Annotated in this window: 23 protein-coding genes; 11 read left to right on the forward strand and 12 right to left on the reverse strand. The window is 38.5% G+C overall.

Annotated elements, in window-relative coordinates:
* The coding region (locus tag ACSHXM_RS02875) for an efflux RND transporter permease subunit (RefSeq protein WP_435687216.1) at positions 1-1025 on the reverse strand (1025 nt) is incomplete at its 3' end.
* Positions 1025-2257 (reverse strand): efflux RND transporter periplasmic adaptor subunit, encoded by a 1233-nt coding sequence (locus ACSHXM_RS02880; RefSeq protein WP_435687217.1) that lies wholly within the window; start codon positions 2255-2257, stop codon positions 1025-1027. The genes ACSHXM_RS02875 and ACSHXM_RS02880, both read right to left, overlap by 1 nt.
* A 337-nt stretch (positions 2258-2594) precedes the next feature.
* On the opposite strand from ACSHXM_RS02880, the gene gloA reads away from it, so the two are divergent.
* Positions 2595-2981, forward strand: a complete 387-nt coding sequence (gene gloA / locus ACSHXM_RS02885) for a lactoylglutathione lyase (protein WP_435687218.1) — start codon at positions 2595-2597, stop codon at positions 2979-2981.
* Entirely contained in the window at positions 2978-4042 is a 1065-nt protein-coding gene (gene glpQ, locus ACSHXM_RS02890) for a glycerophosphodiester phosphodiesterase (RefSeq protein ID WP_435687219.1), read from the forward strand. The genes gloA and glpQ overlap by 4 nt, the downstream gene beginning before the upstream one ends.
* Positions 4043-4109: 67 nt before the next feature.
* Here glpQ and ACSHXM_RS02895 read toward each other — a convergent pair whose 3' ends face one another.
* Positions 4110-4988: a flagellar protein MotY gene (locus tag ACSHXM_RS02895; RefSeq protein ID WP_435687220.1), complete on the reverse strand. Its 879-nt coding sequence runs from the start codon at positions 4986-4988 to the stop codon at positions 4110-4112.
* A gap of 188 nt (positions 4989-5176) precedes the next feature.
* Between ACSHXM_RS02895 and rnt the strand changes: the two genes are divergently transcribed.
* Positions 5177-5806, forward strand: a complete 630-nt coding sequence (rnt, locus tag ACSHXM_RS02900) for a ribonuclease T (protein WP_435687221.1) — start codon at positions 5177-5179, stop codon at positions 5804-5806.
* A 94-nt stretch (positions 5807-5900) separates the two neighbouring features.
* Here the strand turns inward: rnt and ACSHXM_RS02905 are convergent, their stop codons facing one another.
* Positions 5901-6506 carry a peroxiredoxin C gene (locus ACSHXM_RS02905; protein WP_435687222.1) on the reverse strand — a complete coding sequence of 202 codons (606 nt, stop codon included), beginning with the start codon at positions 6504-6506 and terminating at the stop codon, positions 5901-5903.
* Between the two features lie 234 nt (positions 6507-6740).
* Between ACSHXM_RS02905 and ACSHXM_RS02910 the strand changes: the two genes are divergently transcribed.
* Together ACSHXM_RS02910 and smrA are read left to right on the forward strand one after the other, a co-directional pair.
* Positions 6741-6935: a (2Fe-2S)-binding protein gene (locus ACSHXM_RS02910; protein ID WP_435687223.1), complete on the forward strand. Its 195-nt coding sequence runs from the start codon at positions 6741-6743 to the stop codon at positions 6933-6935.
* Between the two features lie 194 nt (positions 6936-7129).
* Positions 7130-7714 carry a DNA endonuclease SmrA gene (smrA, locus tag ACSHXM_RS02915; protein ID WP_435687224.1) on the forward strand — a complete coding sequence of 195 codons (585 nt, stop codon included), beginning with the start codon at positions 7130-7132 and terminating at the stop codon, positions 7712-7714.
* 3 nt (positions 7715-7717) lie between these two features.
* On the opposite strand, the gene ACSHXM_RS02920 is transcribed toward smrA, so the two are convergent.
* Positions 7718-7882 (reverse strand): hypothetical protein, encoded by a 165-nt coding sequence (locus ACSHXM_RS02920; protein WP_435687225.1) that lies wholly within the window; start codon positions 7880-7882, stop codon positions 7718-7720.
* A gap of 272 nt (positions 7883-8154) precedes the next feature.
* Entirely contained in the window at positions 8155-12045 is a 3891-nt protein-coding gene (gene purL, locus ACSHXM_RS02925) for a phosphoribosylformylglycinamidine synthase (protein WP_435687226.1), read from the reverse strand.
* Between the two features lie 251 nt (positions 12046-12296).
* Here purL and mltF point away from each other — a divergent pair, with 251 nt between their 5' ends.
* Positions 12297-13685 carry a membrane-bound lytic murein transglycosylase MltF gene (mltF, locus tag ACSHXM_RS02930; RefSeq protein WP_435687281.1) on the forward strand — a complete coding sequence of 463 codons (1389 nt, stop codon included), beginning with the start codon at positions 12297-12299 and terminating at the stop codon, positions 13683-13685.
* Between the two features lie 155 nt (positions 13686-13840).
* Positions 13841-13993, forward strand: a complete 153-nt coding sequence (locus tag ACSHXM_RS02935) for a hypothetical protein (protein ID WP_435687227.1) — start codon at positions 13841-13843, stop codon at positions 13991-13993.
* Here ACSHXM_RS02935 and tadA read toward each other — a convergent pair.
* Positions 13990-14487, reverse strand: a complete 498-nt coding sequence (gene tadA, locus ACSHXM_RS02940) for a tRNA adenosine(34) deaminase TadA (protein ID WP_435687228.1) — start codon at positions 14485-14487, stop codon at positions 13990-13992. The two genes, ACSHXM_RS02935 and tadA, sit on opposite strands and share 4 nt — an antisense overlap.
* Before the next feature lie 199 nt (positions 14488-14686).
* On the opposite strand from tadA, the gene ACSHXM_RS02945 reads away from it, so the two are divergent.
* Positions 14687-14929: a hypothetical protein gene (locus ACSHXM_RS02945; protein WP_435687229.1), complete on the forward strand. Its 243-nt coding sequence runs from the start codon at positions 14687-14689 to the stop codon at positions 14927-14929.
* Positions 14930-14986: 57 nt separating this feature from the next.
* Here the strand turns inward: ACSHXM_RS02945 and ACSHXM_RS02950 are convergent, their stop codons facing one another.
* The 5 genes from ACSHXM_RS02950 to guaB form a co-directional block, all read right to left on the reverse strand.
* Entirely contained in the window at positions 14987-16105 is a 1119-nt protein-coding gene (locus tag ACSHXM_RS02950; RefSeq protein WP_435687282.1) for a 1-acyl-sn-glycerol-3-phosphate acyltransferase, read from the reverse strand.
* Positions 16106-16207: 102 nt separating this feature from the next.
* On the reverse strand, positions 16208-16750 hold the full coding sequence (locus tag ACSHXM_RS02955; protein ID WP_435687230.1) for a YaeQ family protein: 543 nt from the start codon (positions 16748-16750) through the stop codon (positions 16208-16210).
* Between the two features lie 54 nt (positions 16751-16804).
* Positions 16805-17266, reverse strand: coding sequence for a GNAT family N-acetyltransferase (locus ACSHXM_RS02960; protein ID WP_435687231.1), 462 nt, complete (start codon positions 17264-17266; stop codon positions 16805-16807).
* A gap of 47 nt (positions 17267-17313) precedes the next feature.
* The gene (gene guaA / locus ACSHXM_RS02965) at positions 17314-18891 is read right to left on the reverse strand and encodes a glutamine-hydrolyzing GMP synthase (RefSeq protein ID WP_435687232.1); all 1578 of its coding nucleotides are present in this window, start codon (positions 18889-18891) and stop codon (positions 17314-17316) included.
* A 76-nt stretch (positions 18892-18967) separates the two neighbouring features.
* Positions 18968-20437 carry an IMP dehydrogenase gene (gene guaB, locus ACSHXM_RS02970; protein WP_435687233.1) on the reverse strand — a complete coding sequence of 490 codons (1470 nt, stop codon included), beginning with the start codon at positions 20435-20437 and terminating at the stop codon, positions 18968-18970.
* Positions 20438-20600: 163 nt separating this feature from the next.
* On the opposite strand from guaB, the gene xseA reads away from it, so the two are divergent.
* The 3 genes from xseA to ACSHXM_RS02985 all read left to right on the forward strand — a co-directional run bounded on the left by xseA (position 20601) and on the right by ACSHXM_RS02985 (position 24074).
* Positions 20601-21950: an exodeoxyribonuclease VII large subunit gene (gene xseA, locus ACSHXM_RS02975; RefSeq protein WP_435687234.1), complete on the forward strand. Its 1350-nt coding sequence runs from the start codon at positions 20601-20603 to the stop codon at positions 21948-21950.
* 27 nt (positions 21951-21977) lie between these two features.
* Positions 21978-22979: a DUF3500 domain-containing protein gene (locus ACSHXM_RS02980; RefSeq protein ID WP_435687235.1), complete on the forward strand. Its 1002-nt coding sequence runs from the start codon at positions 21978-21980 to the stop codon at positions 22977-22979.
* 237 nt (positions 22980-23216) lie between these two features.
* Positions 23217-24074 (forward strand): hypothetical protein, encoded by an 858-nt coding sequence (locus ACSHXM_RS02985; protein WP_435687236.1) that lies wholly within the window; start codon positions 23217-23219, stop codon positions 24072-24074.
* Positions 24075-24269 lie beyond the last annotated feature (195 nt).

Raw genomic sequence — 24269 nt, forward strand, 5'->3', positions numbered from 1 at the left:
ACTAACACTAAACCACTAATGGCATTGTCTTTAAGTAAGTTAAACCTAGCGTCATAAATATCTTTGCTAACGTTATTAATTTTTAAGGTTAAGCTGGATGGTAGGGTCTTTTTAAAATTGTCTAAATACTCAATAGCATTAGCCGTCCCCGCAATTAATAAAGGATCATCACTTATTTTAACCTCAAAGTTTAAGCCCCCTTTGGTACCAATCATAAACTCCAATTCTTGCTCACTAAAACCATCTTTTATTTCAGCAATATCAGATAACAAAAGTACGCTACCATCTGCGTTACCTCGAACTACAATATCAGCGAAATCCTGTCCATTGTACGCTTGGGTACGAGTTTGGATTTGTATATTGCCTTGATCAGATTTAATTGTGCCTGCCGGTACATTCATCGAATCATTACGTATCGCTGACGCCACTTCAGAAAAAGTTAGGTTATATCTACGTAAATTTTCTTCAGATATTTCAATCCCAACTTCGTCAGGTACCAAACCTTGTATTTGTACTTCCGAGATACCTTCTATTAACGGCATCTCATCTCTAATTTGATAGGCTATTTGTTTCAATAAGCTTTGGTCGGCATCACCCGATATAGCAAACCATAGTAATGAACCTCTAAACAATATTTGACTAATAATGGGCCGCTCTGCGGAAGGCGGGAAAGTATTTATCGAATCAACTCGACCTTTAATATCCGATAAAACATCTTTAACATCATAACCTTCAATCACTTCTACTCTAACTGAACCAAAACTTTGACGAGATTCAGAAGTGATTTGAAAAATACCCGGAAGCCCAGACAAAGCTTCTTCAATACGAATCACAATTTGTTGTTCAACTTCTGTTGGTGCCGCTCCAGGGTAACTCATGTTGACGGTAATAAAATTAAGGTTTGGTGTAGGGAAGACCTCCTTTTTGATTAACCCTGCCCCCGACCAGCCACCAAATAATAGCCCTAACATCAATAAATTTGCTGCGATGGGGTTTTTGACAAACCATTGAATGAAATTATTCATTAACCTTTAGCTCCCTTGCTAGATAACGCCACCTCTGTGCCCGGCACTAGGCTATTTATAGGCTCAACATTAAATAGAGGTTCAATTGTAATTCCAGGAGCAACAACAGCGTGTTTCTCTAACAAAATTCCAGTATTGGCAGGAATGTCGGCTTTAAGCCAAACCTTATCTGCAGTCCTACTCAAAACGTTTACAGGAGTGACCTTTATCACATTGTCTTGGGTTATGGTATAAACATTGGAGCGTTTAACTATGGCATTATTAGGTACCACAATTACATCTTCTAACTTTTTACCGGCAATCGTCGCATTAACAAATAAACCAGGCATAAGAGGAGCAGTGTGACTTTCTGAGCCATTAATATCAAAAGGCCGTTTAATCTCAGCTATGGCATAATACATGCGAGAACGTACATCAATTGACGCTTCAGTGCGGGTAATCACACCTAACCAGTTATGTGTTTTCCCAGCAATGGTGGCACTTAAAGTAACTTGCGGTTTATTGGTAATTTCTGTACCTGTCATTGGCAAATCTAATAATGCGAGCTGCTTGTCTGATAAAGGCAATCTGACTTCTGCGATTTCGGTATCATAAATTTTGGCCAAAGCAGTACCTGAGGTTACAAATTGCCCCACATTAACTAATGTTTGTTTTATGCGGCCATTAAAAGGCACTGTTATTTTAGTACGTTGTATATTTAACTTAGCTATGTCTAAGTTAGCTTGGGCATATTCAACAGAGGCAGTGGCTTCAGCTAATTGTGGTTTGCGTAAAAATAAGTCATTGGCATCGTCGTTACCTAAATCTCGCCACTCTTGTTTGGCTTGCCTACCCCGACCTTTTTCTTCGGCTAAATTACGGTGTGCTTGGGCTAATCTCGATTTAGCGCTTAGTAAAGCGGCTTTATAATCTCTGTCATCTATCTCAATTAACACCGAACCCTGTTGGAAAAAATGCCCACTTACAAAGTCATCACTTACCCTAAGCACAACTCCAGACACTTGCGAAACCACATCAATTTCACGCTTTGCTACAACTGTCCCTTGACTAGTTGCTGATAGAGTAACTTGCTCTTTTGTTGCTGCTAAAACGGCAACTTTAGTTCTTGGGGGCTCAGCGAGTAACTCTTCATTAGGTTTAGGTGAAGGCTTAGAGGCCATAATCGAAAACATGGCGGCTACTCCAATCACCAAAATAATAAGTGGCAACTTTGCTTTATTCCAAATGTTCATATAATTCTCCAAGTTCGAGTAACCTACGAGTAAAACTAATTAATAAAAAACCGCAGTAAATACTACACCGAGAAGAATAACCTCCAACTCAAGACTTGTTACAGAAAGCCCTGAGATGTAACAGAAGTTGTCATTCGATAAATATTGCTAAGTTATGCAAGTATTCAAACATGTATAGCTGTTTTAATGACTTAAAATGCGTTCAATCCACTACAAATCGCGTTTACCGAAAACTGGATTTATAGCTAAAATTGTCATAAAAGTTTTTTTAACTTGTTTTATGATGGACCAAAGTTTTGCTTACTATTTTCACATTCGCTCATTTATAGGAATAACTATGCGCTTACTTCACACCATGATTAGAGTTTCTGATTTACAGAAATCCATTAATTTTTACACGCAAGTTATGGGTATGAAATTATTACGACAAAGTGAAAACCCTGAATATAAATATTCATTAGCGTTCGTTGGTTACGGAGATGAGTCATCTCAAACAGTGATTGAATTAACTTATAATTGGGATAAAAAAAGTTATGAGTTAGGGGATGCGTTTGGTCACCTAGCGATTGGTGTTGAAGATATTTATACAATTTGTGACCAGATAAAACAGCAAGGCGGGGAAGTATTTAGAGAGCCTGGTCCCGTATTAGGTGGCACTACCATTATTGCTTTTGCGCGGGATCCTGATGGGTATAGTATTGAATTAATTGAAGAAAAAAAATGATGAAAATAAACTCGTTAATATTAATCACCTTTGTATTCATGCTAAATGGATGTGCCAGTAATAACCCCAAGGATATTACGCCAATAGATGGTTCGGGATATGCAACTGTAAAAACGGTACAGTCCGCAACGTTAGAGAATGCCTTAGTTATTGCACATCGCGGAGCTTCAGGTTATTTACCTGAACATACATTAGAGTCGGCAACGTTGGCGTATGCTCAAGGAGCTGATTTTATAGAACAAGATCTAGTCGTCAGCAAAGATAATGTATTGATTGTGCTCCATGATATTCACTTAGAAACTGTGACAAACGTCGAACAAAAGTTCCCAACAAGAAACCGCGAAGACGGCAGATATTATTCTATTGATTTTACATTAGAAGAATTAAAAACATTAACCGTACACGAACGACAAACAGAATCTGGTCAACTGGTTTTTCCAAACAGATATCAAGGTCAAGGGAACTTTAAAATTGCCACCTTTGAAGAACAAATTGAGTTGATTCAACAGCTCAATCGCCAGTTTGATAAAAATGTAGGATATTACCCAGAAATTAAAGCCCCTGCATGGCATCAAGAGCAAGGTGTAGACATTAGCAAACTTGTACTAGCTGTATTACGCAAACATAATCTAGATCATGCTAAGGTTAATTTATATCTACAATGTTTTGATTTTAATGAAACTAAACGGTTGCGAACTGAGTTAGGGGCTAAGGTTAAAATTGTACAACTTATTGGCGAAAATGATTGGCTAGAATCCCCTACAGATTACAATAGTTTAAAGACGATAAAAGGTCTTACACAAATTGCAAAAGTTGCACAAGGAATTGGGCCATGGATCCCACAAATAGTGGATTTAGAGACATTTCAGCCTACCGGCATGGTGGCGAATGCTCATAAATTGGGGTTAACAGTTCATCCTTATACTTTTAGAAAAGATGCTTTACCTGAAAAAACCACCTCTAAACAAGCTTTAGACTTATTATTTAAGCAACTAAAAGTCGACGGTGTATTCAGTGACTTTCCGGATACCGTTGTTAATTATTTAAATGGAAGTGATTAGGCTTAATACAAAACAGGCAACGAAATGTTGCCTGAAAATTAAATTGGTGACTGAAAAAACTCACACTCTAGGGTTTAGACATTCTGATAATAACCCTACGGTTTTTAGCTCGCGTCGTTTCATTAGTATTGGGTGAAACATGCCGTCTTTCCCCATGTCCTGTTACATCGATACGGTCTGGTGCGACCCCCATAGATCTAAAGAAGTCTTTAATTTCAACAGCTCTTCGAATGGATACTTGTTTATTGATAGCTCTACCACCATAACTGTCAGTATAACCATCAAGTAACACCAGCTCTAAATCGGTGTCTTCTTTTAGGTATTCGCCTATCATTGCCAGACGTTTTTGAGAGTACTTAGTTAAAACCGTATTGTTAAACTGATAGGTTAAAGTTGTATAGGCGATATCCTGAAAACTATACGGCAACAGATTAGCAACACACTCAGCAAATTCAGTGTAGGGTTGGGCAAAATTACTCGCATTGAGTCCTACTGATACTCTGTCATATTGGTTGTACCAATCTTTGTAATAAATGGTTGGCCAAAATCCTTTCTCAAGCTCAGACAACATAGTCCAGGCTGCTTGCTCTGGTAAATCGCCATTGTATTGTTTGCGTATTGTCATATCAGCAATAGCGCGTTGAACCTGTCCTGGCATCCACTTAGGTGGCACTGAATAAACGGCTGCCACATCATAGGTTTTTGGCAGCCGCAACATATCCAATTCGAATTCCATGTTTAACTGCTTAGACGCAAAGCTAGTAAACATGGCTTCGCCATACCCTGGTAACACATGGCTCAAAGTACATTGAAGTCGATTTTTTTGTTTAAGTTGCCACTGTGAATTTTCTACTTTTGCCACATATTGGCGTAATGCTGTCGAGCCGCTAAACGACACAACTGTAAAAGCTAAACATAGAAAACTTTTGAATAATTTTTTTATCATAAATAAACAGCCCCCGCTTAATATCTGCTATCGACAAAACTAGCTAAACACTTGAGTCCAGAATCACAATAAACCTAATTAATTTTAGCTCAGGAGATAGTCAGTATACAGAGATTGTGTCGTTAATTGATGGTATTGAGAATAGAACCTTGCGATAATTACGCTAATTATTCAGTAGTTAGGTTTCCATGTCAGATTCACTTAAATTAAAAAATCGTTTTAGAGGTTACTTTCCTGTGGTGGTGGATGTAGAGACGGCTGGTTTTAACGCAAAAACCGATGCTCTTCTAGAAATAGCCGCTGTCACGACCAAAATGGATGAAAATGGTTTTTTTTATCCCGATAAAACTTTTCATTATCATGTCACCCCTTTTGAAGGTGCCAATTTAGAAAAGTCAGCCTTGGAGTTTAACGGTATTGATCCATACTGTGCGCTGCGCGGTGCGTTAGACGAAACAGAAGTAATGAAGGATTTATGTAAACAGGTTCGCAAAGAACAAAAAGCGGCCGACTGTCAGCGTTCTGTTATCGTTGCTCATAATGCAGCATTTGACCAAGGTTTTGTCAATGCAGCTATTGAACGCAGTCATATAAAGCGAAGTCCTTTTCACCCATTTGTATCATTTGATACCACTTCCCTTTCAGGCTTAGCCTTAGGTCAAACTGTATTAGTTAAAGCCTGTATGGCAGCAGGCATAGCATTCGATCAAAAAGAGGCGCATTCTGCTTTATATGACACTGAACGAACAGCGGAACTGTTTTGTTTTATCCTGAATAAATGGCAAAGCTTAGGTGGCACCATTCCAGATTTAACTTAATTGTCGCTTTTAATAGGAACGCAGTAATCTAAAAATACAAAAAAACCGCAGTCATTTTACAATAACTGCGGTTTTTTATTATTAAGCTTTTAACTTAAAGGTCGTTAGCATTCTCTGCAAGGTAGCTAGCAACGCCTTCAGGGCTTGCGTCCATACCTTTTGAACCTTCTTGCCAACCAGCAGGACAAACTTCACCATGTTCTTCGTGGAAGTTCAAAGCATCAACCATACGTAACATTTCATCGATATTACGGCCTAACGGTAAATCATTAACGACTTGATGACGCACTACGCCCTCAGCATCGATTAAGAATGAACCACGGAATGCAACGCCTGCGTCTGGGTGCTCAACGTCATATGCCTGGCAAATGTCGTGCTTAACATCAGCAACAAGAGCATATTTAACTGGACCAATACCGCCATCGTTGATTGGAGTATTACGCCATGCATTGTGGCTAAATTGAGAATCAATTGATACACCAATTACTTCTACGCCACGTTTTTTGAATTCATCGTAACGTTTATCAAAAGCAATTAACTCTGAAGGACAAACAAAAGTGAAATCTAGAGGGTAGAAAAACAATACTGCTGCTTTACCTTTGATGGCTTCGCTAAGGGTAAAACTATCAACAATTTCACCGCTTCCAAGTACTGCTGCTGCAGTAAAATCTGGTGCTGGACGACTTACTAAAACGCTCATGAATTTCTCCGATTCGTTATGATTAAGATAGGCAGGATTTACAACAAACCCTGTTAAACAAAAAAATATTAAATAACAATCTAGTCATATAAGTACAGATAAGCAAAAAACAATGCTTAGTTTAAAAATATTCCTAATTAATTTCACATACGTACACAAATGAATCAATCTAATCCTTGATCTTTATGTGAATAACAATTATTCTTATTTACATCAATATTACGAAGGTTATTTATGTACGTTTGTTTATGCCACGGCATCACAGATAAAATGATTAAGCAGACTGTCATAGAAGACGGTGTTGGAAACATGCGTGAATTAAAAAATAACCTAGGTGTCGGCTCTCAATGTGGTACTTGTGTAAAATTAGCTCAAAGTATTATTGATGACACTATTCTAGATGAATCTTTGTTCAAAGAAGTCTGTTAATTTATACCTAAACAAGCTAACCGTTTTCCCCCTACATCTTTAGCAGCCATTTTAATTTCTTCAAAAACTTTCATTGCAAAATTTGCTTTGTTTCTAACATTCTATTGTTTTCTATTTCTATCATTAACTTATGGAATATTGAATTTTTAACTATTGCCCATAATATTATCTTAAAGATTAATTCAGGGGACAACATGAGTAAGAGTGAAGAGTCAGATGAGTTCCTGAATGAGTTTAAAGATGTAAAGCCACTTAAGCACACCGAAGTCATTCAAACCAACAACGTACAAAACAGATTAGCCAAAGAACTAAAAAGAAAAGCTATTGAACGAGAACAGCAACAAAGTTTTAATTATTTGTCTGAAGCAGAAGTGGATATTATCGATCCTTATGATCACCTTGGTTATAAACAAGATGGGATCCAGCACGGTGTATATAAAAATTTGCGATTAGGTAAATACAAAATTGATTCAGTGTTAAACCTGCAAACGCTCACATTTGACCAAGCCCGCCATGAGGTTTTTAATCAAATTAAGACTTCACATAAGAAAGGTTATAGAACCATTTTGATAAAACACGGATTAGGCTTAAAAAGTAAACCTTTCCCTGCCCTATTAAAAAGTTATGTAAATCATTGGTTAATACAAATGCCTGAGATTATTGCTTTCCATACAGCAATAACTAAACATGGTGGAAATAGCGCTGTGTATGCGTTATTGAAGAAAAACCAAGAGCAAAAGGTACACAACAGAGAAATTTACGGCAAAAGACAAGGTTAACGATTAATTTTGGCTAGCTGCTTGGCTTGACGTTTGATTAGATGCTTGACTAGAAGTTTGAGGGTAATCAGAAGAAGTTGCAGATGCACTCATTATAGCGGCAACGATTAGCACAATGACAGTCACTAATACACCGGCTAGGCCAAAACCTTTATTTGAACGATTCATGAGCGTCTCTTATTATTTTCAATTTTGAATAATTTATTAACAAACTTCCTTACAGGTGCAATATGCAGATGTCATCTTCCTTGTCAACAAACAAAATTATATTAGTCCCTATTTAGCTGATATACAAGGGGTTTATTATAAATTAATTAAAAATAGTATTAAGTACTATTGACATGTATAAAATTTGTAAATAAACGACTTACAATTAGGTAAATAAAAAAGGCGCTAATTTTTAGCCCCTTTTTAGTGTTACGACAAATTAATGCGCAATTTTAACCTAAATTGACGCGTGCATTTCTGAACATTCTCATCCACGCCCCATCTTCTTGCCAATCTTTTGGATACCAAGAATTAGCCACAGTTCTAAACACTCGTTCCGGATGTGGCATCATGATAGTTGCTCGGCCGTCAGCACTCGTTAAACCAGCAATTCCCAACGGAGAGCCGTTCGGGTTAGCTGGATATTGCTGTGTCACCTTTCCATAGTTATCTACATATTGTAAAGCTACTGCAGAGCTTTGTAATGCCTGATTTGCGCCCTGCTCTGAAGTGAATTCAGCACGCCCCTCTCCATGAGAAACAGCAATTGGCATACGCGAGCCTTGCATACCATTAAAAAATACTGATTTTGATTCTTTCACTTCAAGCATGGCAACACGCGCTTCAAAACGCTCAGATTTATTAGTCACAAAGTGAGGCCATAAGTCTGCTCCAGGGATAAGTGATTTCAAATTAGATAACATCTGACAACCATTACATACACCTAAGGAAAACGAATCATTTCGAGCAAAGAACTCTGCAAATTGGTCTCTTGCTTGGTTGTTAAACAAAATAGATTTTGCCCAACCTTCACCGGCACCTAATACATCACCGTATGAGAAGCCACCACATGCTACTAAACCTTTAAATTCCTCTAAAGATTGCTTGCCAGACAAAATATCACTCATATGCACATCAATCGCAGAGAACCCAGCTCTGTCAAACGCAGCAGCCATTTCTACATGTGAATTGACACCCTGCTCTCGCAAGATAGCCATTTTAGGAGCAATACCTTTGGCGATATAAGGTGCCGCCACATCTTCGGTCACATCAAAACTTAGTTTTGCGTGTAATCCAGGATCTTCAGCATCAGCTTTAGCAGCATGTTCTTGTTCAGCACATTCAGGGTTATCACGCAATTTCTGCATATGGCGAGTGGTTTGTGCCCAAGATTGACGATATGACACTCGACTATTTTCTAATACTACTTGGTCATTTTTTGAGAACACAATTTGATCAGTATTATTGAGTCCACCAACCCCATGCACTACGTCTTGTAATCCATGCTTAACCAAAACAGCCACGATTTGTTCTTTATGTTCTGAGTTAATTTGAATGACGGCACCTAATTCTTCATTAAATAATGAATCAATAACTTCGCCTGATAAGTTATCTAAGGAAATGTCTAAACCGGTTTTACCTGCAAAGGCCATCTCAACCAAAGTAGTAAACAACCCACCATCTGACCTATCATGATATGCAAGTAACATTTTCTCTTTAACTAACTCTTGAATAGCTAAAAAGAAGCCTTTTAGTAAAGGAGCTGAATCAACATCAGGCGCTTGATTACCCAATTGTTGGTAAACTTGTGCTAAACACGAAGCCCCAAGTCGATTTTGGCCCTGTCCTAAGTCAATCAACAATAATTCTGATTTATCCACCTTAGTGTCTAATTCAGGCGTTAACGTTTTACGAATATCCTGTACAGCACCAAAAGCTGTAATGACCAAAGATAACGGCGAAGTAACAGACTTTTCAGCATCAGCTTCTTGCCAAGTGGTTTTCATAGACATGGAGTCTTTACCCACCGGGATCGTAATATCTAAAGCAGGGCATAACTCTTCACCCACTGCTTTAACAGCTTCATATAAACCAGCATCTTCACCTGGGTGACCCGCCGCTGACATCCAATTCGCAGATAAATTAATTCGTTTAAAGTCGCCTATATCTGCAGCAGCAATATTGGTTAGAGACTCACCAACGGCCATACGAGCCGAAGCGGCATAATTAATAAGTGCAATGGGGGTGCGCTCTCCCATAGCCATGGCTTCACCTTGATAGGTATCGTATGCGCTTGCCGTAACTGCAACATCGGCAACAGGAACTTGCCAAGGACCAACCATTTGATCTCTTGCCACCATACCTGTTACAGAGCGATCACCTATGGTAATCAAAAACGTTTTTTCCGCTACAGTTGGCAAATTTAAAATACGCTCTGCAGCTTCAGCAATCTCCATCACACTGGTGTCAACAGCTTTAGTATTAAGTGTTTTAGATTCTACATCGCGATGCATTTTAGGCGTTTTACCTAACAAAACATCTAATGGCATATCAATTGGATTATTTTCAAAATGACTATCGCTAAGGGTTAGATGCTCTTCTTCAGTTGCTTCACCAACCACAGCAAATAATGCTCTTTCACGTCGGCAAATATCAGCAAACACCTCTAAATTCTCTGGAGCGACTGACATTACGTAGCGCTCTTGCGATTCATTACACCATACTTCTAAAGGAGACATTCCTGGTTCATCGTTAGGTACATTACGTAATTCGAAACGGCCACCACGTCCAGCATCGCTCACTAATTCAGGAAAAGCATTAGATAAACCACCAGCACCTACATCATGAATAAATTGAATTGGGTTTTTATCACCTAGTTGCCAACACTTGTCTATGACCTCTTGGCAACGACGTTCCATTTCTGGATTTCCACGTTGCACAGAAGCAAAATCTAAATCTTCGTTAGATTGGCCTGAAGCCATAGACGAAGCAGCACCGCCGCCAAGTCCGATGTTCATTGCTGGCCCACCCAAAGCAATAAGTTTGGCCCCAACTGTGATTTCACCTTTTTGAATATGTTGTTTACGAATGTTACCTAAACCACCCGCTAACATAATAGGCTTATGGTATCCCCTTACCTCTTCACCATTAAAACTATTTACTTTTTGTTCGTACGTTCTGAAGTAACCCAAAATACTTGGGCGACCAAATTCATTGTTAAATGCAGCTCCGCCTAACGGCCCATCAACCATAATATCGTATGCGCTTACAATGCGAGCTGGCTTTCCGTAGTCTTGTTCCCAAGGTTGTTGATGACCAGGGATGTTTAAGTTAGAAACAGAAAAACCAACTAAACCAGCCTTAGGTTTTGAACCTCTACCAGTAGCACCTTCGTCACGGATTTCACCACCAGAGCCTGTTGCTGCACCTGAAAAGGGTGCGATTGCAGTTGGGTGATTATGAGTTTCGACCTTCATTAAAATATCGATGTCTTCATGATGGTAGGAATATTCATTACTGTCCGCAATTGGGAAAAATCGCCCGGCAAAACTTCCTTCCATGACCGCAGCGTTGTCTTTATAAGCTGAGTGAACATTTTCACCACATTGCTCATAAGTATTTTTAATCATCTTAAATAGAGATTTAGGCTGCTCTTGACCATCGATAGTCCAATCTGCATTAAATATTTTGTGACGACAATGTTCTGAGTTAGCTTGAGCAAACATATACAACTCAACATCATTTGGATTACGACCTAAACGAGTAAAGTTATCAAATAAGTAGTCAACTTCATCTTCGGCCAAAGCTAAACCTAAACGAATATTGGCTTGTTCTAATGCTTGTTTACCTTCTTCGAGCATTTTTACAGACGTTAACTCAGTTGGTACACCTTGGATAAATAAGCTGTCAGCTTGCTCAAGGTCAGTCAGTACAACTTCCGTCATGCGATCATGTAATAGACCTTTAAGCTGAGTTAATTGAGCATCAGTTAGCTTTTCAGTCTGCACATAATAAGCCACCCCACGCTCTAACCTTTGTACTGCTGTTAAACCACAGTTATGAGCTATATCTGTAGATTTAGACGACCAAGGTGAAATAGTGCCTGGTCTTGGTGTAACCAACAACAATAAACCTTCAGGAGCATGCTCTTGAATAGAAGGTCCATAGGTGAGCAATTTACCTAGTACTTGGCTTTCATCATCCGTTAACGGACGTTCAACTTTTGCAAAGTGAACATATTCAGCATAAATACCAGTGATTGGAAGCTCATTTTCGTTAAATTGAGCAAGACACTTTTCAACTCTAAATTCGGATAAAGCAGGCGTACCGCGAAGCACTAACATGATGGTCATCACCTTGTAGCAGAATTCCTCAAACTCGTTAATTTAAGGAATCAATTAATGGGAAATTTTAAGGCGCGAATTATAGGCCAATTTGATCAAATTGATAAGTATAGATGCCGAATTAACCTAGTTTTATTAATACACAATTGAAGAACTGGATGAATTAGATTAATTTGGTCACAATAGAAATTACAAACTCATCGTTTTTTACTTTAATAGCTGTCCAAGAGGTCAAAATTATCCGTTTAATTATTCGACTAGTTTCAATTGGTTTGTTGCTCACAATGGGCGGGTGTAATGACCTTAAACAATCATCTAACTTATCCGAAGTATTAGAAGCGGGAGTACTTAAAGTTGGGACAACCTATGGCCTAACTACATATTATAATGGCGCTTCTGGACCCGTTGGGTTTGAGTATGAATTAGCTGATGGTTTTGCCAAATATTTGGGTGTAAAGCTCGAAGTTTTTCCTTATTACAATCTCAGTGAATTATTTCCACAATTAGATAATAGCCATATCAACCTTATCGCAGCTGGAATAACCGTTAGCCCAGAACGAGCCCAATATTATAAATTTGGTCCTGCTTACCAGCAGGCTAGTGAAAAGCTGGTTTTCAAACAAGGAAAAGTATGGCCAAGAAAAATACAAGATCTTAACGGTGAATTAGTTGTGATAGCGAATAGCAGTCATCATGAAAGTTTGCTTAAGGTGCAAGAAACCTACTCTCAACTAGACTGGCAAGAAACTGAAGATCAAGATGTAGAAGAGCTATTAGAAATGGTTCTCGCAGAGGAGTTAGATTACACAATCGCAGATTCTAATGTTTTAGCGCTAATGCGTCGTAGGCACCCGGAATTGGCGATAGGTTTTTCTTTAAGTCCGGAGCAAGACATTGCGTGGGCTGTGAATAAAAAACAAGACGACTCTCTACTTGCTGCACTAATCGAGTATTTTGGCATTATCCAATCCAACGGTACGTTAGCTGCACTAGAAGACAAATATTTTGGACATGTGAGAAACTTTAATTATGTTGACACCAGAGAATTTATTAAAGCGGTTCGAGATGTGTTGCCCACCTATCAAAAGTGGTTTAAGCAATATAAGGGAGATTTAGATTGGCGCTTACTTGCCGCTATGAGTTATCAAGAAAGCCATTGGAAGCCAAAAGCAAAATCCGTCACAGGGGTTCGTGGATTAATGATGTTAACCTTGGCAACGGCAAAAGACTTGGGAATTAAATCCAGGCTCGATCCAGAACAAAGTATTAAAGGCGGTGCCACCTATTTAGCTAATATATTAAGACGAATTCCTGCCAGAATTAAAAGCCCAGATAATATGTGGTTTGCCCTAGCAGCATACAACATAGGGTTAGGTCACCTAGAAGACGCGAGAGTACTCACGGATAGACAAGGTGGAAACCCAGATATGTGGGTCGATGTAAAACAACGTTTATTACAACTGAGACAAAAACGATATTACAAAACAACTAAGTATGGATATGCTAGAGGTAATGAAGCAGTAGCCTATGTCGATAACATTCGTCGCTACTATGACACTTTGGTTTGGTTAGACGAACAACCAGCTGAAGTGTTGGAAGAACCTTCGTCACCTCAAGTCGCTAATTCCCCGCCCCAATAATCAATTCCGTTTAAAAATAAAGCAATTGAGCCCTTCCTTGTCACAATTTGGTAACAATATTGTTTTATTTTGGCTTGAATGAAACTTTTTATATTACTTTGCGTTCATATAGGCAGGTAATTTTTTTAAACTAAATAACATACCAAGGAAAATAAATGAGAAAACGTTCAACCATGTCTTGTAGAAGGACATTGTCTAGCAATAGTCGAAGACGCCAACTTTTAAAACGATTACATCAAAAAGTGGTTTCTCGTCGCCAAAGCTTTCAAGTCACAGAATTAAATGAAGACCTAGCAGAAGTTTATTAAACTAACTTAAGCTTTTGCTGTTTTAATTTCTTTTTTTCTGCTCTACGTAATTTAAAAAAAGCAGATAATCTCTCACTGCAATCTGTTCCCAAAACACCTGACGTGATGTCAACTTGATGATTAAGATTTTCATCATTTAACAAATTCATCACACTACCAGCCGCCCCAGTCTTTAAATCCGATGCGCCAAAAACTAAACGTTTAATCCTGCTATGCACTAATAAACCGGCACACATAGGGCAAGGTTCAAGGGTGACATATAAAGTGGTATCAATAAGTCGGTAATTTTCAATGGTACTTCCTGCCTGCCTAATTGCCATCATTTCGGCATGAGCAGAAGGATCATGAAGAATAATGGATTGGTTCCAGCCTTCACCTATGATTTTATCATCTCTTATTAATACTGCGCCTACAGGGATCTCACCTTGCTGTTGAGCATTATTGGCCAACAACAACGCATGGCGCATCCACTTTTCATCTTCTTTTATATTCACTGAGTTCCACTATTTTTATTTTTTGGCGAATTTCGTCACCCAATTAGCTAATTTAACCAACTAAATTTATATAATTAACGTAACAAAATTCTAACCACTTGATATTTATATGTTTTTAATTTTGGTCAATTAATTGCTTTGTATGCCACATAAGCATAAACTTTTTATTATACGAGACAAGAAAAAGGGGAAATTAAAAATGAATATGACAGCCGTCGCTATCGTCGCCATTGCATGTTGGGCAGTAGTTGAGTTGGTCAATGGACCTAAAAACCGTAAAAAGAAGCAAATCCCAAGCGAACCAGATCCCGCTACTTTAGAATTACAAAAAGAAGTAGAAGCGATGCGCGATCGAATTGAAACATTAGAAAAGATTGTAACCGACGAAAAATATGATTTACATCGTCAGTTTGATGATCTCAAAAAAGATAAAGTTGCCTAAAACCAAATACGTTTGAATTAATGCCAGACTTCATACTTATACATGAAGTCTGGTTATTTAGCTTTGTTGTTTTAAAAATGACGTAGCATACATAGTTAACAACTTATTTTGTTCATTCTCAGACAAATCTTGCAAACGTTCTTGTAGATACTGTTCGGCTTTTTCTTTGTTCTCGCAAGAATAATCAGGACCAGGATCTAACATTGTCGCTGCAACAGCACCTGTCGAAAACGGCTTATAGCCGGATAAAATGGCAGAATCTAAATGTTCAGCGACCTGTTTAGCATTTTCAAACTCACCTGTCAGTTTTTCTCCAAAATGTACGTGCACACGCCCTTTTTGGCCAGTAATCCCATTTACAATGCTTTGTACATCTTCGTTGTCAGGCTTGTCATAACTACCTTCGTCTTCAAGTTGTTGTAGCTCTTTTGCTTTACTAATATCACAAGGATCAAATTCATAAGAAATTGAAACAGGTACTATTCGTAAACTATCGATGTAAGTAGCAAACTCCGTTGTTTTCGGTTTATTTAAAGAAAACATGGAAATAATAGCTGGGTTGGTTTGGTCATTGCCGTCTTTAGCACGTCCTTCTTTTTGAGCAATCCAAATATGCTGAGATTCAGAGTTCAAACTAAATTCAATATATTCACTTAATAGCTTAGCGGCTTTTAATTTTTCACGCCTATCAGTAGCAGAGCGCTTAACAATGAAACATTTATTAAGTCGAATAAGGTCTGCAACCCATTCTTTTTTAAGTAAGTTATCGCCCACCGCAATACGTACTGTATCTTGACCATTCATATGTAAGGCCCAATTTACAAATGCTGGATCTAATGCAATATCTCTATGGTTACTAATAAACAAACAAGCTTGTGACAAATCTAAACTTTCTAAACCACTTACAGTAAAAGATTGAGTAGTAGTACTTATCATTCTTTCCATATAGGGACCAATGAGATGTTGAAAATCTCTAGCCGTTTTAACTCCAGTCATTTGTTTCAAAATATACCGGCGAGTTAGGTAACCAAGAACTGGTCGCAGAAATCTAGGCCAACTAGAAAACTTAAACGCCACTAAGCTGGCAATAAATTCTTTATTATTGAAAAGTTTATTTAAAACACTGGGTATATCTGCGTCTTCATAAGGACGTATAGAGTCAAACTTGCTGGACATGAGAGGTATTGAAAGTTCTAGTGGCAATTTTAGGCGCATATTGTGCCGTTAATTGCAGAGTTCGGCAAATGCTTTAACGAAGGTCTGCGCAGTTTACCGAAATTATTGTAAAACGCTCCAATTTACTTCTGTTTGTTTTTCAGTCCCAGCAATAAATGCTGAATTACCAGTGATAGTCACAGCCAGCTCTACCGTTCGTTCAAGCAATTCTGAAAGTTGTAGAATCTCTTCCCACTCAAACTGCAAAACAGATACGTTAAGTTTCTCAAATTGTGTTTGAGATTGTTTCCACCAGACATCGGATTTGGAATTAAAACTGTAGACATATGTACTTTTAGCTAAGCGTGAGGCTTTTTTCATGCGCTCAAAAGAAGGTTCTCCTACGTCAATCCATTGATGTAACTGGTCGTCGAAACCTTTTAACCAAATATCAGGCTCTTCTACTGAACTCAATCCTTTGGTAAAAGCCAACAAGTTTTCTTCATCCTGATGAGCATGAATACAAAACACTAAAACTCTAACCATCATTCGGGCAACAGTTTCAGAAGGATGTAATGCCACAGTCAAATTCAAAGCATCATAGTGATCGTGATTTAAATCGGATAAAGACACTTTAAATTTATAAATAGTTGGCTTAATTGCCATTAGATAAACCTCAAATTGGATACTACGAAAAGCTAAATGTAAATAAGAGAAAAGCTACAAAGATAATTTGAGTTCTACCAAAGAAGGTTCAAATCCTAGTTTCTGATACGCCGCCGTTGCTGAATGATTTTGAGCGTAAGCTTCTAGGTAGAAGTCGCTAAATCCTAACGACTTCCCCCAAGTAATCAGTGCTTCAACAACCAGTTGATTAACACCTTTACCTCTATATTCTTGTGCGACAAACATAAAACCTAAATAGATATGCTGATCATGTGTTAAATGAGCTTTAGACTCTTTAATACGAGCATACCCCGACGCTATAATTTCGTCATTACATTGGGCAACCATCACGGTCGAAGCATCAGACTTTATTAACGCAGCAAGGTCATAATAACAAAAGTGTTCCGACTTCAAACAATCGTTGAACGGACGCTCAGTGCTAATAATGCCTTGTTCAAACCCTTTTAAGGTAGGTAAGTCAGCTTCAACCGCAGCTCTTATTTTAATGTCACTCATAAGATTATTAGCACTCTTCACACAATGTACATTTTGTTTAAGGAAGTTTATTCCCATTCAATCGTTGCGGGTGGCTTGCCCGAAACATCATAAACGACGCGAGATATACCGTCGATTTCGTTGATAATACGATTCGACACTTTTCCTAAGAAATCATAGGGTAAATGTGCCCAATGCGCCGTCATAAAGTCAATAGTTTCTACAGCTCTTAAAGAAACCACCCAATCATATTTACGCATATCGCCCATAACACCAACAGACTTTACTGGCAAAAATACGGTAAATGCTTGGCTCACCTTGTTATATAAATCAGCAGCGTGTAATTCTTCAATAAAAATCGCATCAGCTCGGCGTAGTAAATCACAATATTCTTTTTTCACCTCACCTAAAACACGAACACCTAGTCCAGGTCCCGGGAATGGATGACGATATAACATGTCGTAAGGTAAACCTAACTCAAGACCAATTTTACGCACTTCGTCTTTAAATAATTCACGTAATGGTTCAACTAGCCCCATTTCCATATCGTCCGGTAAACCACCCACATTATGGTGAGACTTAATCACATGCGCTTTACCAGTAGCAGAAGCTGCAGACTCAATAACATCTGGATAAATCGTGCCTTGTGCCAACCATTTTGCATCAACCAGTTTTTTAGATTCTTCGTCAAATACTTCAACAAATACGCGACCAATTATTTTGCGTTTTGCTTCAGGCTCAGACTCTCCAGCCATGGCATTTAAGAATCGGTCTTCAGCTTCAATTTTACGAATATTTAATCCAAAATGGTCGCCAAACATATCCATAACCTGTTGGCCTTCGTTTAATCGTAATAAACCATTGTCAACAAACACACAAGTCAAGTTTTTACCAATAGCTCTGTGCAACAACATAGCCACTACAGAAGAGTCAACACCACCAGATAAACCTAAGATAACTTGATCATCACCGATTTGTTTTTTCATCTTAGCTACTGCATCTTCAATGATAGCGGCTGGCGTCCATAGTTTTTCACAACCACACACATCTAAAACAAACTGAGATAAAATACGTTCGCCTTGGCGGGTATGTGTCACTTCTGGGTGAAATTGCACGCCGTAGAATTTTTTCTCTTCATTTGCAAAAGCTGCAAACGGACAGCTATCCGTTTTAGCGGTTGTGATAAATCCAGGAGGAGCAGCGCTTACCTTATCACCGTGACTCATCCAAACATCTAATAGAGCATTTCCATTTTGCCCTACATGGTCTTCAATATTGTTAAACAATGCCATGTCGTCTATTACTTCGACTTGTGCATAACCAAACTCTTTTAAATTAGAGCCTTGAACTTCGCCGCCAAGTTGTTCGGCCATAGTTTGCATACCATAACAAATACCTAATACAGGTACGCCTGCATCAAATACATATTGTGGCGCTCTAGGAGAGTCATCAGCATGAACAGATTCTGGACCACCAGACAAGATAATACCGTTAGGATTAAAATCACGAATTTGTTCTTCGCTTACATCCCATGCCCAAAGTTCACAATACACACCAATTTCTCGGATTCGGCGTGCAATCAATTGAGTATATTGAGATCCAAAATCTAGGATCAAAATACGTTGGTCATGAATATCTATGCTCATCTGGTTTCTCTTTTTAAAATAGAAAAGGGTTTAAGTGGTTATACTTAAACCCTGTAAAACGTGTTTATGAAAACAATTACCCTAAACGGTAATTAGGTGCTTCTTTGGTGATACTCACATCATGCACATGCGACTCACCCATGCCTGCTGCAGTCACTTTCACAAATTGTGGTTTAGTACGCAAAATGTCGATAGTAGCAGAGCCGGTTAAGCCCATTGCCGAGCGCAATCCGCCCATCTGTTGATGGATGATATTCGCGATCGGACCTTTATAAGCAACGCGCCCTTCAATACCTTCTGGTACCAATTTTTCAGCACTTTTACTGTCTTGGAAATAACGATCTGAAGAACCATTATTTTGATCCATGGCACCTAATGACCCCATACCACGATACGATTTGTAGTAACGACCTTGATAAAGCTCTACTTCACCTGGCGCTTCTTCTGTTCCAGCTAACATACTACCTACCATCACACAGCTAGCGCCTGCGACTAATGCCTTAGCTATATCGCCAGAAAAACGAATACCGCCGTCAGCAATGACTGGCACATCAGTATCTTTTAACGCATCAACAGCATCTGAAATAGCAGTAATTTGAGGTACACCACAACCGGTAACAATTCGTGTAGTACAAATTGAACCAGGGCCAATCCCCACTTTAACCGCATCAACACCTGCATCGGCTAAGGCTTTAGCACCCTCACCTGTCGCCACGTTACCAGCAATTAATTGAACATTTGGGTAATCAGCGCGGATCTTAGTCACACGTTCAATGACACCTTGAGAATGTCCATGGGATGTATCAACTAACAATACATCAACTCCGGCTTCAACTAATAGTTTGATTCGTTCGTCTGTTCCGGCACCAACACTGACTGCAGCACCGACACGCAAGCGTCCTAATTCATCTTTACAGGCATTAGGTTTACTTTCAGCTTTTTGGAAATCTTTTACTGTAATCATGCCGGTTAATTTAAAGGCATCGTCTACCACTAGAATCTTTTCAATCCTGTGTTCATGCATTAAATCTAAAACTTGCTCAGATGACGCTCCAGCCTTTACCGTCACTAAATCATCTTTACCTGTCATGACACTAGTAATGGGCTCATCTAGGCTATTTTCAAAACGTAAATCACGACCTGTAACAATACCGACTAGATTATTATCTTGATCAATGACCGGAAAACCCGAAAAGCCATGTTGCTTACTGAGTGCATTTATTTCACCAATAGTGGCGGTAGGTAACACGGTAACAGGATCTTTAACCACACCACTTTCGTACTTTTTAACAATACGCACATGTTCAGCTTGTTGTTCTGGTGTCATGTTTTTATGAATAAAACCAATTCCACCTTCTTGAGCCAAAGCAATAGCAAGTCTTGCTTCAGACACTGTATCCATAGCGGCTGATATTAGTGGGATATTTAAGCTAACTCCGCGAGTAAGTCTTGTTTTAAGACTGGCGGTATGAGGGAGAACATCTGAATGTCCTGGCACTAACAATACATCGTCAAACGTAAGGGCTTCTTTAGCGATCCTTAACATGCAATATCACCTATAAATGGGGGCTTTAATTGCGGCGTGATTCTAGAGGATTTGTTCATTTCAGTCTAGTTTTTATCGCACAAAACTAGTAGATTTTTGCCTAGAAATGAATTAAATCGGTTAAACTGGCCATAATTACATTTTATTCATATTTTATTGCTTAATGTTTAACACTCAAACAAACGCCAAGAACATCCTGACTGTCAGCAAATTAAACCGTTTAGCTCGCTCTGTTTTAGAAGCTGAAATTGGTCAAATATGGCTCTCTGCAGAGATTTCTAATTTTGTCGCAGCAGGCTCCGGACATTGGTACTTCACTTTAAAAGATCAACGAGCCCAAGTAAAAGGGGCCATGTTCAAAGGCGCTAACCGCAGAGTTGTGCAAAAACCCAAAGAAGGCGACAGAGTATTGGTCAGAGCCAACATTAGCTTATACGAACCAAGAGGTGACTATCAACTTATTGTTGAACACCTTGAACCTGAAGGTGAAGGTCAGCTAAAACAGCAATTTGAACAACTTAAACAACAACTAGCCTACGAAGGACTGTTTGCCACTGAACACAAAAAAGCAATTCCTCCGCAAATTCAAAAAGTGGGTATAGTCACCTCATCGACAGGCGCCGCATTGCATGACGTGTTAACTGTATTGAAACGTCGTAATCCAAACATACAGGTAATCATCTATCCCACTCAGGTACAAGGTGAATTAGCCCCAGAACAAATAGTCAATGCTATCACCGTAGCAAATCAAAGAAATGAAGTTGACCTATTAATAGTAGGTCGAGGTGGCGGTTCTTTAGAAGACTTATGGTGTTTTAATGACGAAAGAGTAGCTCGTACAATATTTGCGTCTACATTACCGATTGTTAGTGCTGTAGGTCACGAAGTGGACGTGAGTATAGCAGATTTTGTTGCGGATTTGCGGGCTCCAACACCTTCTGCAGCGGCTGAACTTGTAAGCCAAGATCAATTAGAGTTAAGTCAAAACCTTGTAAACCTAGAACACAAACTCATTAAAGCTTATAAAACCAATTTACAGGCCTATGGTCACAAACATAAGGTACTTAATCAGGCTTTATTGCAAAATCATCCACAAAGACAATTGCAACAAAAAGCGCAATACCTAGATCAACTACACGATAAATTAAACCTAGTGTTTCATCGAAACTTTGCGCAAATCAAACAACAGCAAACCCATTTAAGTAGCCGCTTAAACTTAGCATCTCCAACAAAAAGACTGGCACAACATCAGCAGCAGTTAGCTGACTTAGAAAATAAACTGAATAGAAGTTGCCAGCAGTTATTAGATAAGAAACAACAACTATTAGCGAATAATAGTCACTTGTTAGACACCGTCAGCCCACTTGCTACCTTGTCACGTGGTTACAATATTAGTTTTAAAGACAATCAAATAGTAAAAAGTGTAAAACAACTTAAAGACGGGGATAAAATCGTTAGCCGATTTGCTGATGGAGAAGTTGCCAGTCAAGTAAGCAACATTAAAAATCAATAATATGTTATCAACTAAAAGCGACCCCTTATGTTAAACAAAACCCTTTCTATTCTTAGCCTATTATTGGTAATCAGTAGTCAAATAGCCATAGCCGGTGACATAACAAACAATACTCAGCGCTTTATTGATAGCCTCACACCACAGCAAAAAAAGCAGGCTTTGTTTAGCTTTGCCGACGAGGAGCGTTTTAATTGGAATTTTATACCGACAGAGCGTGCTGGTATTCCATTAAAGAACCTATCAGTAGAACAAAAGCAGTTAGCTCTGTCAGTTCTACGTAACAGCTTAAGTGAAAGAGGTTTTAATAAAGCCTTGAATATTATTGACCTAGAAGAAGTATTACGTGTGTTAAATAATCAAGCTTACCGAGACAACGAGCTTTATTTTCTGAGTATTTTCGGTCAGCCCAATACAGCCAATACATGGGCGTGGCGATTTGAAGGTCATCACCTATCGTTAAATTTCACAGTAAAAGATGGCAAGCTTGGCGCTGTCACACCAAACTTTTGGGGTGCTAACCCCGCTAAAGTCCCCTCTGGGCAAAAACAAGGACTAAGAGTTCTTAAACAAGAAGAAGACTTAGCCAGAGCATTAATCACAAGTATGTCTCCAGAACATCAAAAATTAACACTCATTTCAGACAAAGCTTACGGTGATATTTTAACCAAAACCAAACAACAAGTTAAGCCTTTAGCCGACAAAGGCATTAGATTCTCAACCCTTAATTCCAAACAGAAAGCCCAATTACTAACACTTATTTCAGTATATCTAGACAACATGCCACAAAACGTTGCTCAGTCTCGTTATAAAAAGATCCAAAGTAACTCAATTAACAATATTCGATTTGCTTGGGCTGGCAGTATACAACCCAATAAAAAACATTATTACCGTATTCAAGGCGATAGCTTCTTAATCGAATATGACAATGTGCAAAATAATGGCAATCATATTCATACGGTTTGGCGAGATTTTGAAGGTGACTTTGGGCGAGATTTATTGAAAGAACATCGCAGCAAACATAGTCACTGATAAATCATAAAGACTAACTACAAACACAAAGTTGTAACCTAACTCAAAAGTTTGTTGTTTTTGATAGTGAGAGTAGGCCGTGAAGCGAGAGTCCTTGTCGGTAAAATTTGACATAAGTACCAATTTTATAAAGAAATATCGACTTAAGTATAATCAGTACCTTCTTGTTTCTAAACTATGCTCAATGTAACGTTTTAGCATGTCCCAAAATTAATAACAGAAAACACCACGATATTTATGAAAAAATTAGTCAGTGTTTTACTATTATCTTTATATTTACACCCCCTGTCAGCGACGGTGTTTAGGTTTAGTGGTGCCGAATCATCAGTCGATGTTCGATACAAATATGTACAAAACGTATTGTTACTTGCGTTAGAAAAAACTAAATCAGATTACGGTGACTATCAGCTTCAATCAGCTACTCAAGGAATTAATATTGGTAGGGTTATTCGACAGCTCGAACAAGGGATACATGACAACTTATTTGTTCGAGTATCAATTAATGATGAAGCCTCTGATAATTTCCATGTGGTGCCATTTCCTATCTCTCGAGGGTTAACAGGTAATCGAATTGCATTGGTACACAAGCAAAACAAAAATATTTTATGTAATCCTAATCACGATAAATTACTACGAACATTAACCTCAATTCAGGGCGTTGGTTGGTTAGACATAGATATATTAAATGCAAATGGCGTCAACGTTTTTCCAATAACCGATTATGAACGTATGTTTCATATGATAGAACGTCAAAGAGCAGACTTATTTTTTCGTTCATTTGAAGAGATCAAAGTAGAACATGCTGCACATGTAAAAACCTTTCCTAGTTTAAGCATCGAGACTTGTACAGTTTTACATTATCCGTTACCTAGGTTTTTGGTCACACATAAAAGTAATGCAACTAATGCCAAAAGAATTGAAATAGGCCTTGTTCGAGCGTACGAAGATGGCAGTTTTATCAAACTTTGGTCAAATCATTTTTCTGAACATTTGCACTTGCTTAAAGGCAGGAAGGTTATTCAATTGGAAAACCCATACCTTAAAAAGGTTAACCAGCGGTTCCCACATTACAAGAAATACAATGTAACTCCTTAGGACTTTCAAGCCAAAACAACGACTAAAACCTAATTGTGTTTAAAAAATTATTACAAAAACAGGCCTTGCACCTGAGTAGTAAACAACCCTACAATAGATCTTATCTGATAACTGACAAATATGATTTAAAGGTCACAATACTGATGCAGTCAACACTAAAAAAACGCGCCATGTTCGTTACATTTTTATGCGTAA

The organism is Paraglaciecola sp., assembly GCF_051252315.1.
Lineage (GTDB): Bacteria > Pseudomonadota > Gammaproteobacteria > Enterobacterales > Alteromonadaceae > Paraglaciecola.

Coding starts and splice junctions, on each gene's coding strand:
- ACSHXM_RS02880 (WP_435687217.1), bottom strand. CDS start 2,257: ATGAACATTTGGAATAAAGCAAAGTTGCCACTTATTATTTTGGTGATT.
- ACSHXM_RS02895 (WP_435687220.1), bottom strand. CDS start 4,988: ATGATAAAAAAATTATTCAAAAGTTTTCTATGTTTAGCTTTTACAGTT.
- gloA (WP_435687218.1), top strand. CDS start 2,595: ATGCGCTTACTTCACACCATGATTAGAGTTTCTGATTTACAGAAATCC.
- ACSHXM_RS02985 (WP_435687236.1), top strand. CDS start 23,217: ATGAAAAAATTAGTCAGTGTTTTACTATTATCTTTATATTTACACCCC.
- purL (WP_435687226.1), bottom strand. CDS start 12,045: ATGTTAGTGCTTCGCGGTACGCCTGCTTTATCCGAATTTAGAGTTGAA.
- ACSHXM_RS02980 (WP_435687235.1), top strand. CDS start 21,978: ATGTTAAACAAAACCCTTTCTATTCTTAGCCTATTATTGGTAATCAGT.
- rnt (WP_435687221.1), top strand. CDS start 5,177: ATGTCAGATTCACTTAAATTAAAAAATCGTTTTAGAGGTTACTTTCCT.
- ACSHXM_RS02935 (WP_435687227.1), top strand. CDS start 13,841: ATGAGAAAACGTTCAACCATGTCTTGTAGAAGGACATTGTCTAGCAAT.
- ACSHXM_RS02945 (WP_435687229.1), top strand. CDS start 14,687: ATGAATATGACAGCCGTCGCTATCGTCGCCATTGCATGTTGGGCAGTA.
- ACSHXM_RS02910 (WP_435687223.1), top strand. CDS start 6,741: ATGTACGTTTGTTTATGCCACGGCATCACAGATAAAATGATTAAGCAG.
- smrA (WP_435687224.1), top strand. CDS start 7,130: ATGAGTAAGAGTGAAGAGTCAGATGAGTTCCTGAATGAGTTTAAAGAT.
- ACSHXM_RS02920 (WP_435687225.1), bottom strand. CDS start 7,882: ATGAATCGTTCAAATAAAGGTTTTGGCCTAGCCGGTGTATTAGTGACT.
- ACSHXM_RS02955 (WP_435687230.1), bottom strand. CDS start 16,750: ATGGCAATTAAGCCAACTATTTATAAATTTAAAGTGTCTTTATCCGAT.
- ACSHXM_RS02950 (WP_435687282.1), bottom strand. CDS start 16,105: ATGTCCAGCAAGTTTGACTCTATACGTCCTTATGAAGACGCAGATATA.
- guaB (WP_435687233.1), bottom strand. CDS start 20,437: ATGTTAAGGATCGCTAAAGAAGCCCTTACGTTTGACGATGTATTGTTA.
- ACSHXM_RS02905 (WP_435687222.1), bottom strand. CDS start 6,506: ATGAGCGTTTTAGTAAGTCGTCCAGCACCAGATTTTACTGCAGCAGCA.
- ACSHXM_RS02960 (WP_435687231.1), bottom strand. CDS start 17,266: ATGAGTGACATTAAAATAAGAGCTGCGGTTGAAGCTGACTTACCTACC.
- guaA (WP_435687232.1), bottom strand. CDS start 18,891: ATGAGCATAGATATTCATGACCAACGTATTTTGATCCTAGATTTTGGA.
- glpQ (WP_435687219.1), top strand. CDS start 2,978: ATGATGAAAATAAACTCGTTAATATTAATCACCTTTGTATTCATGCTA.
- xseA (WP_435687234.1), top strand. CDS start 20,601: ATGTTTAACACTCAAACAAACGCCAAGAACATCCTGACTGTCAGCAAA.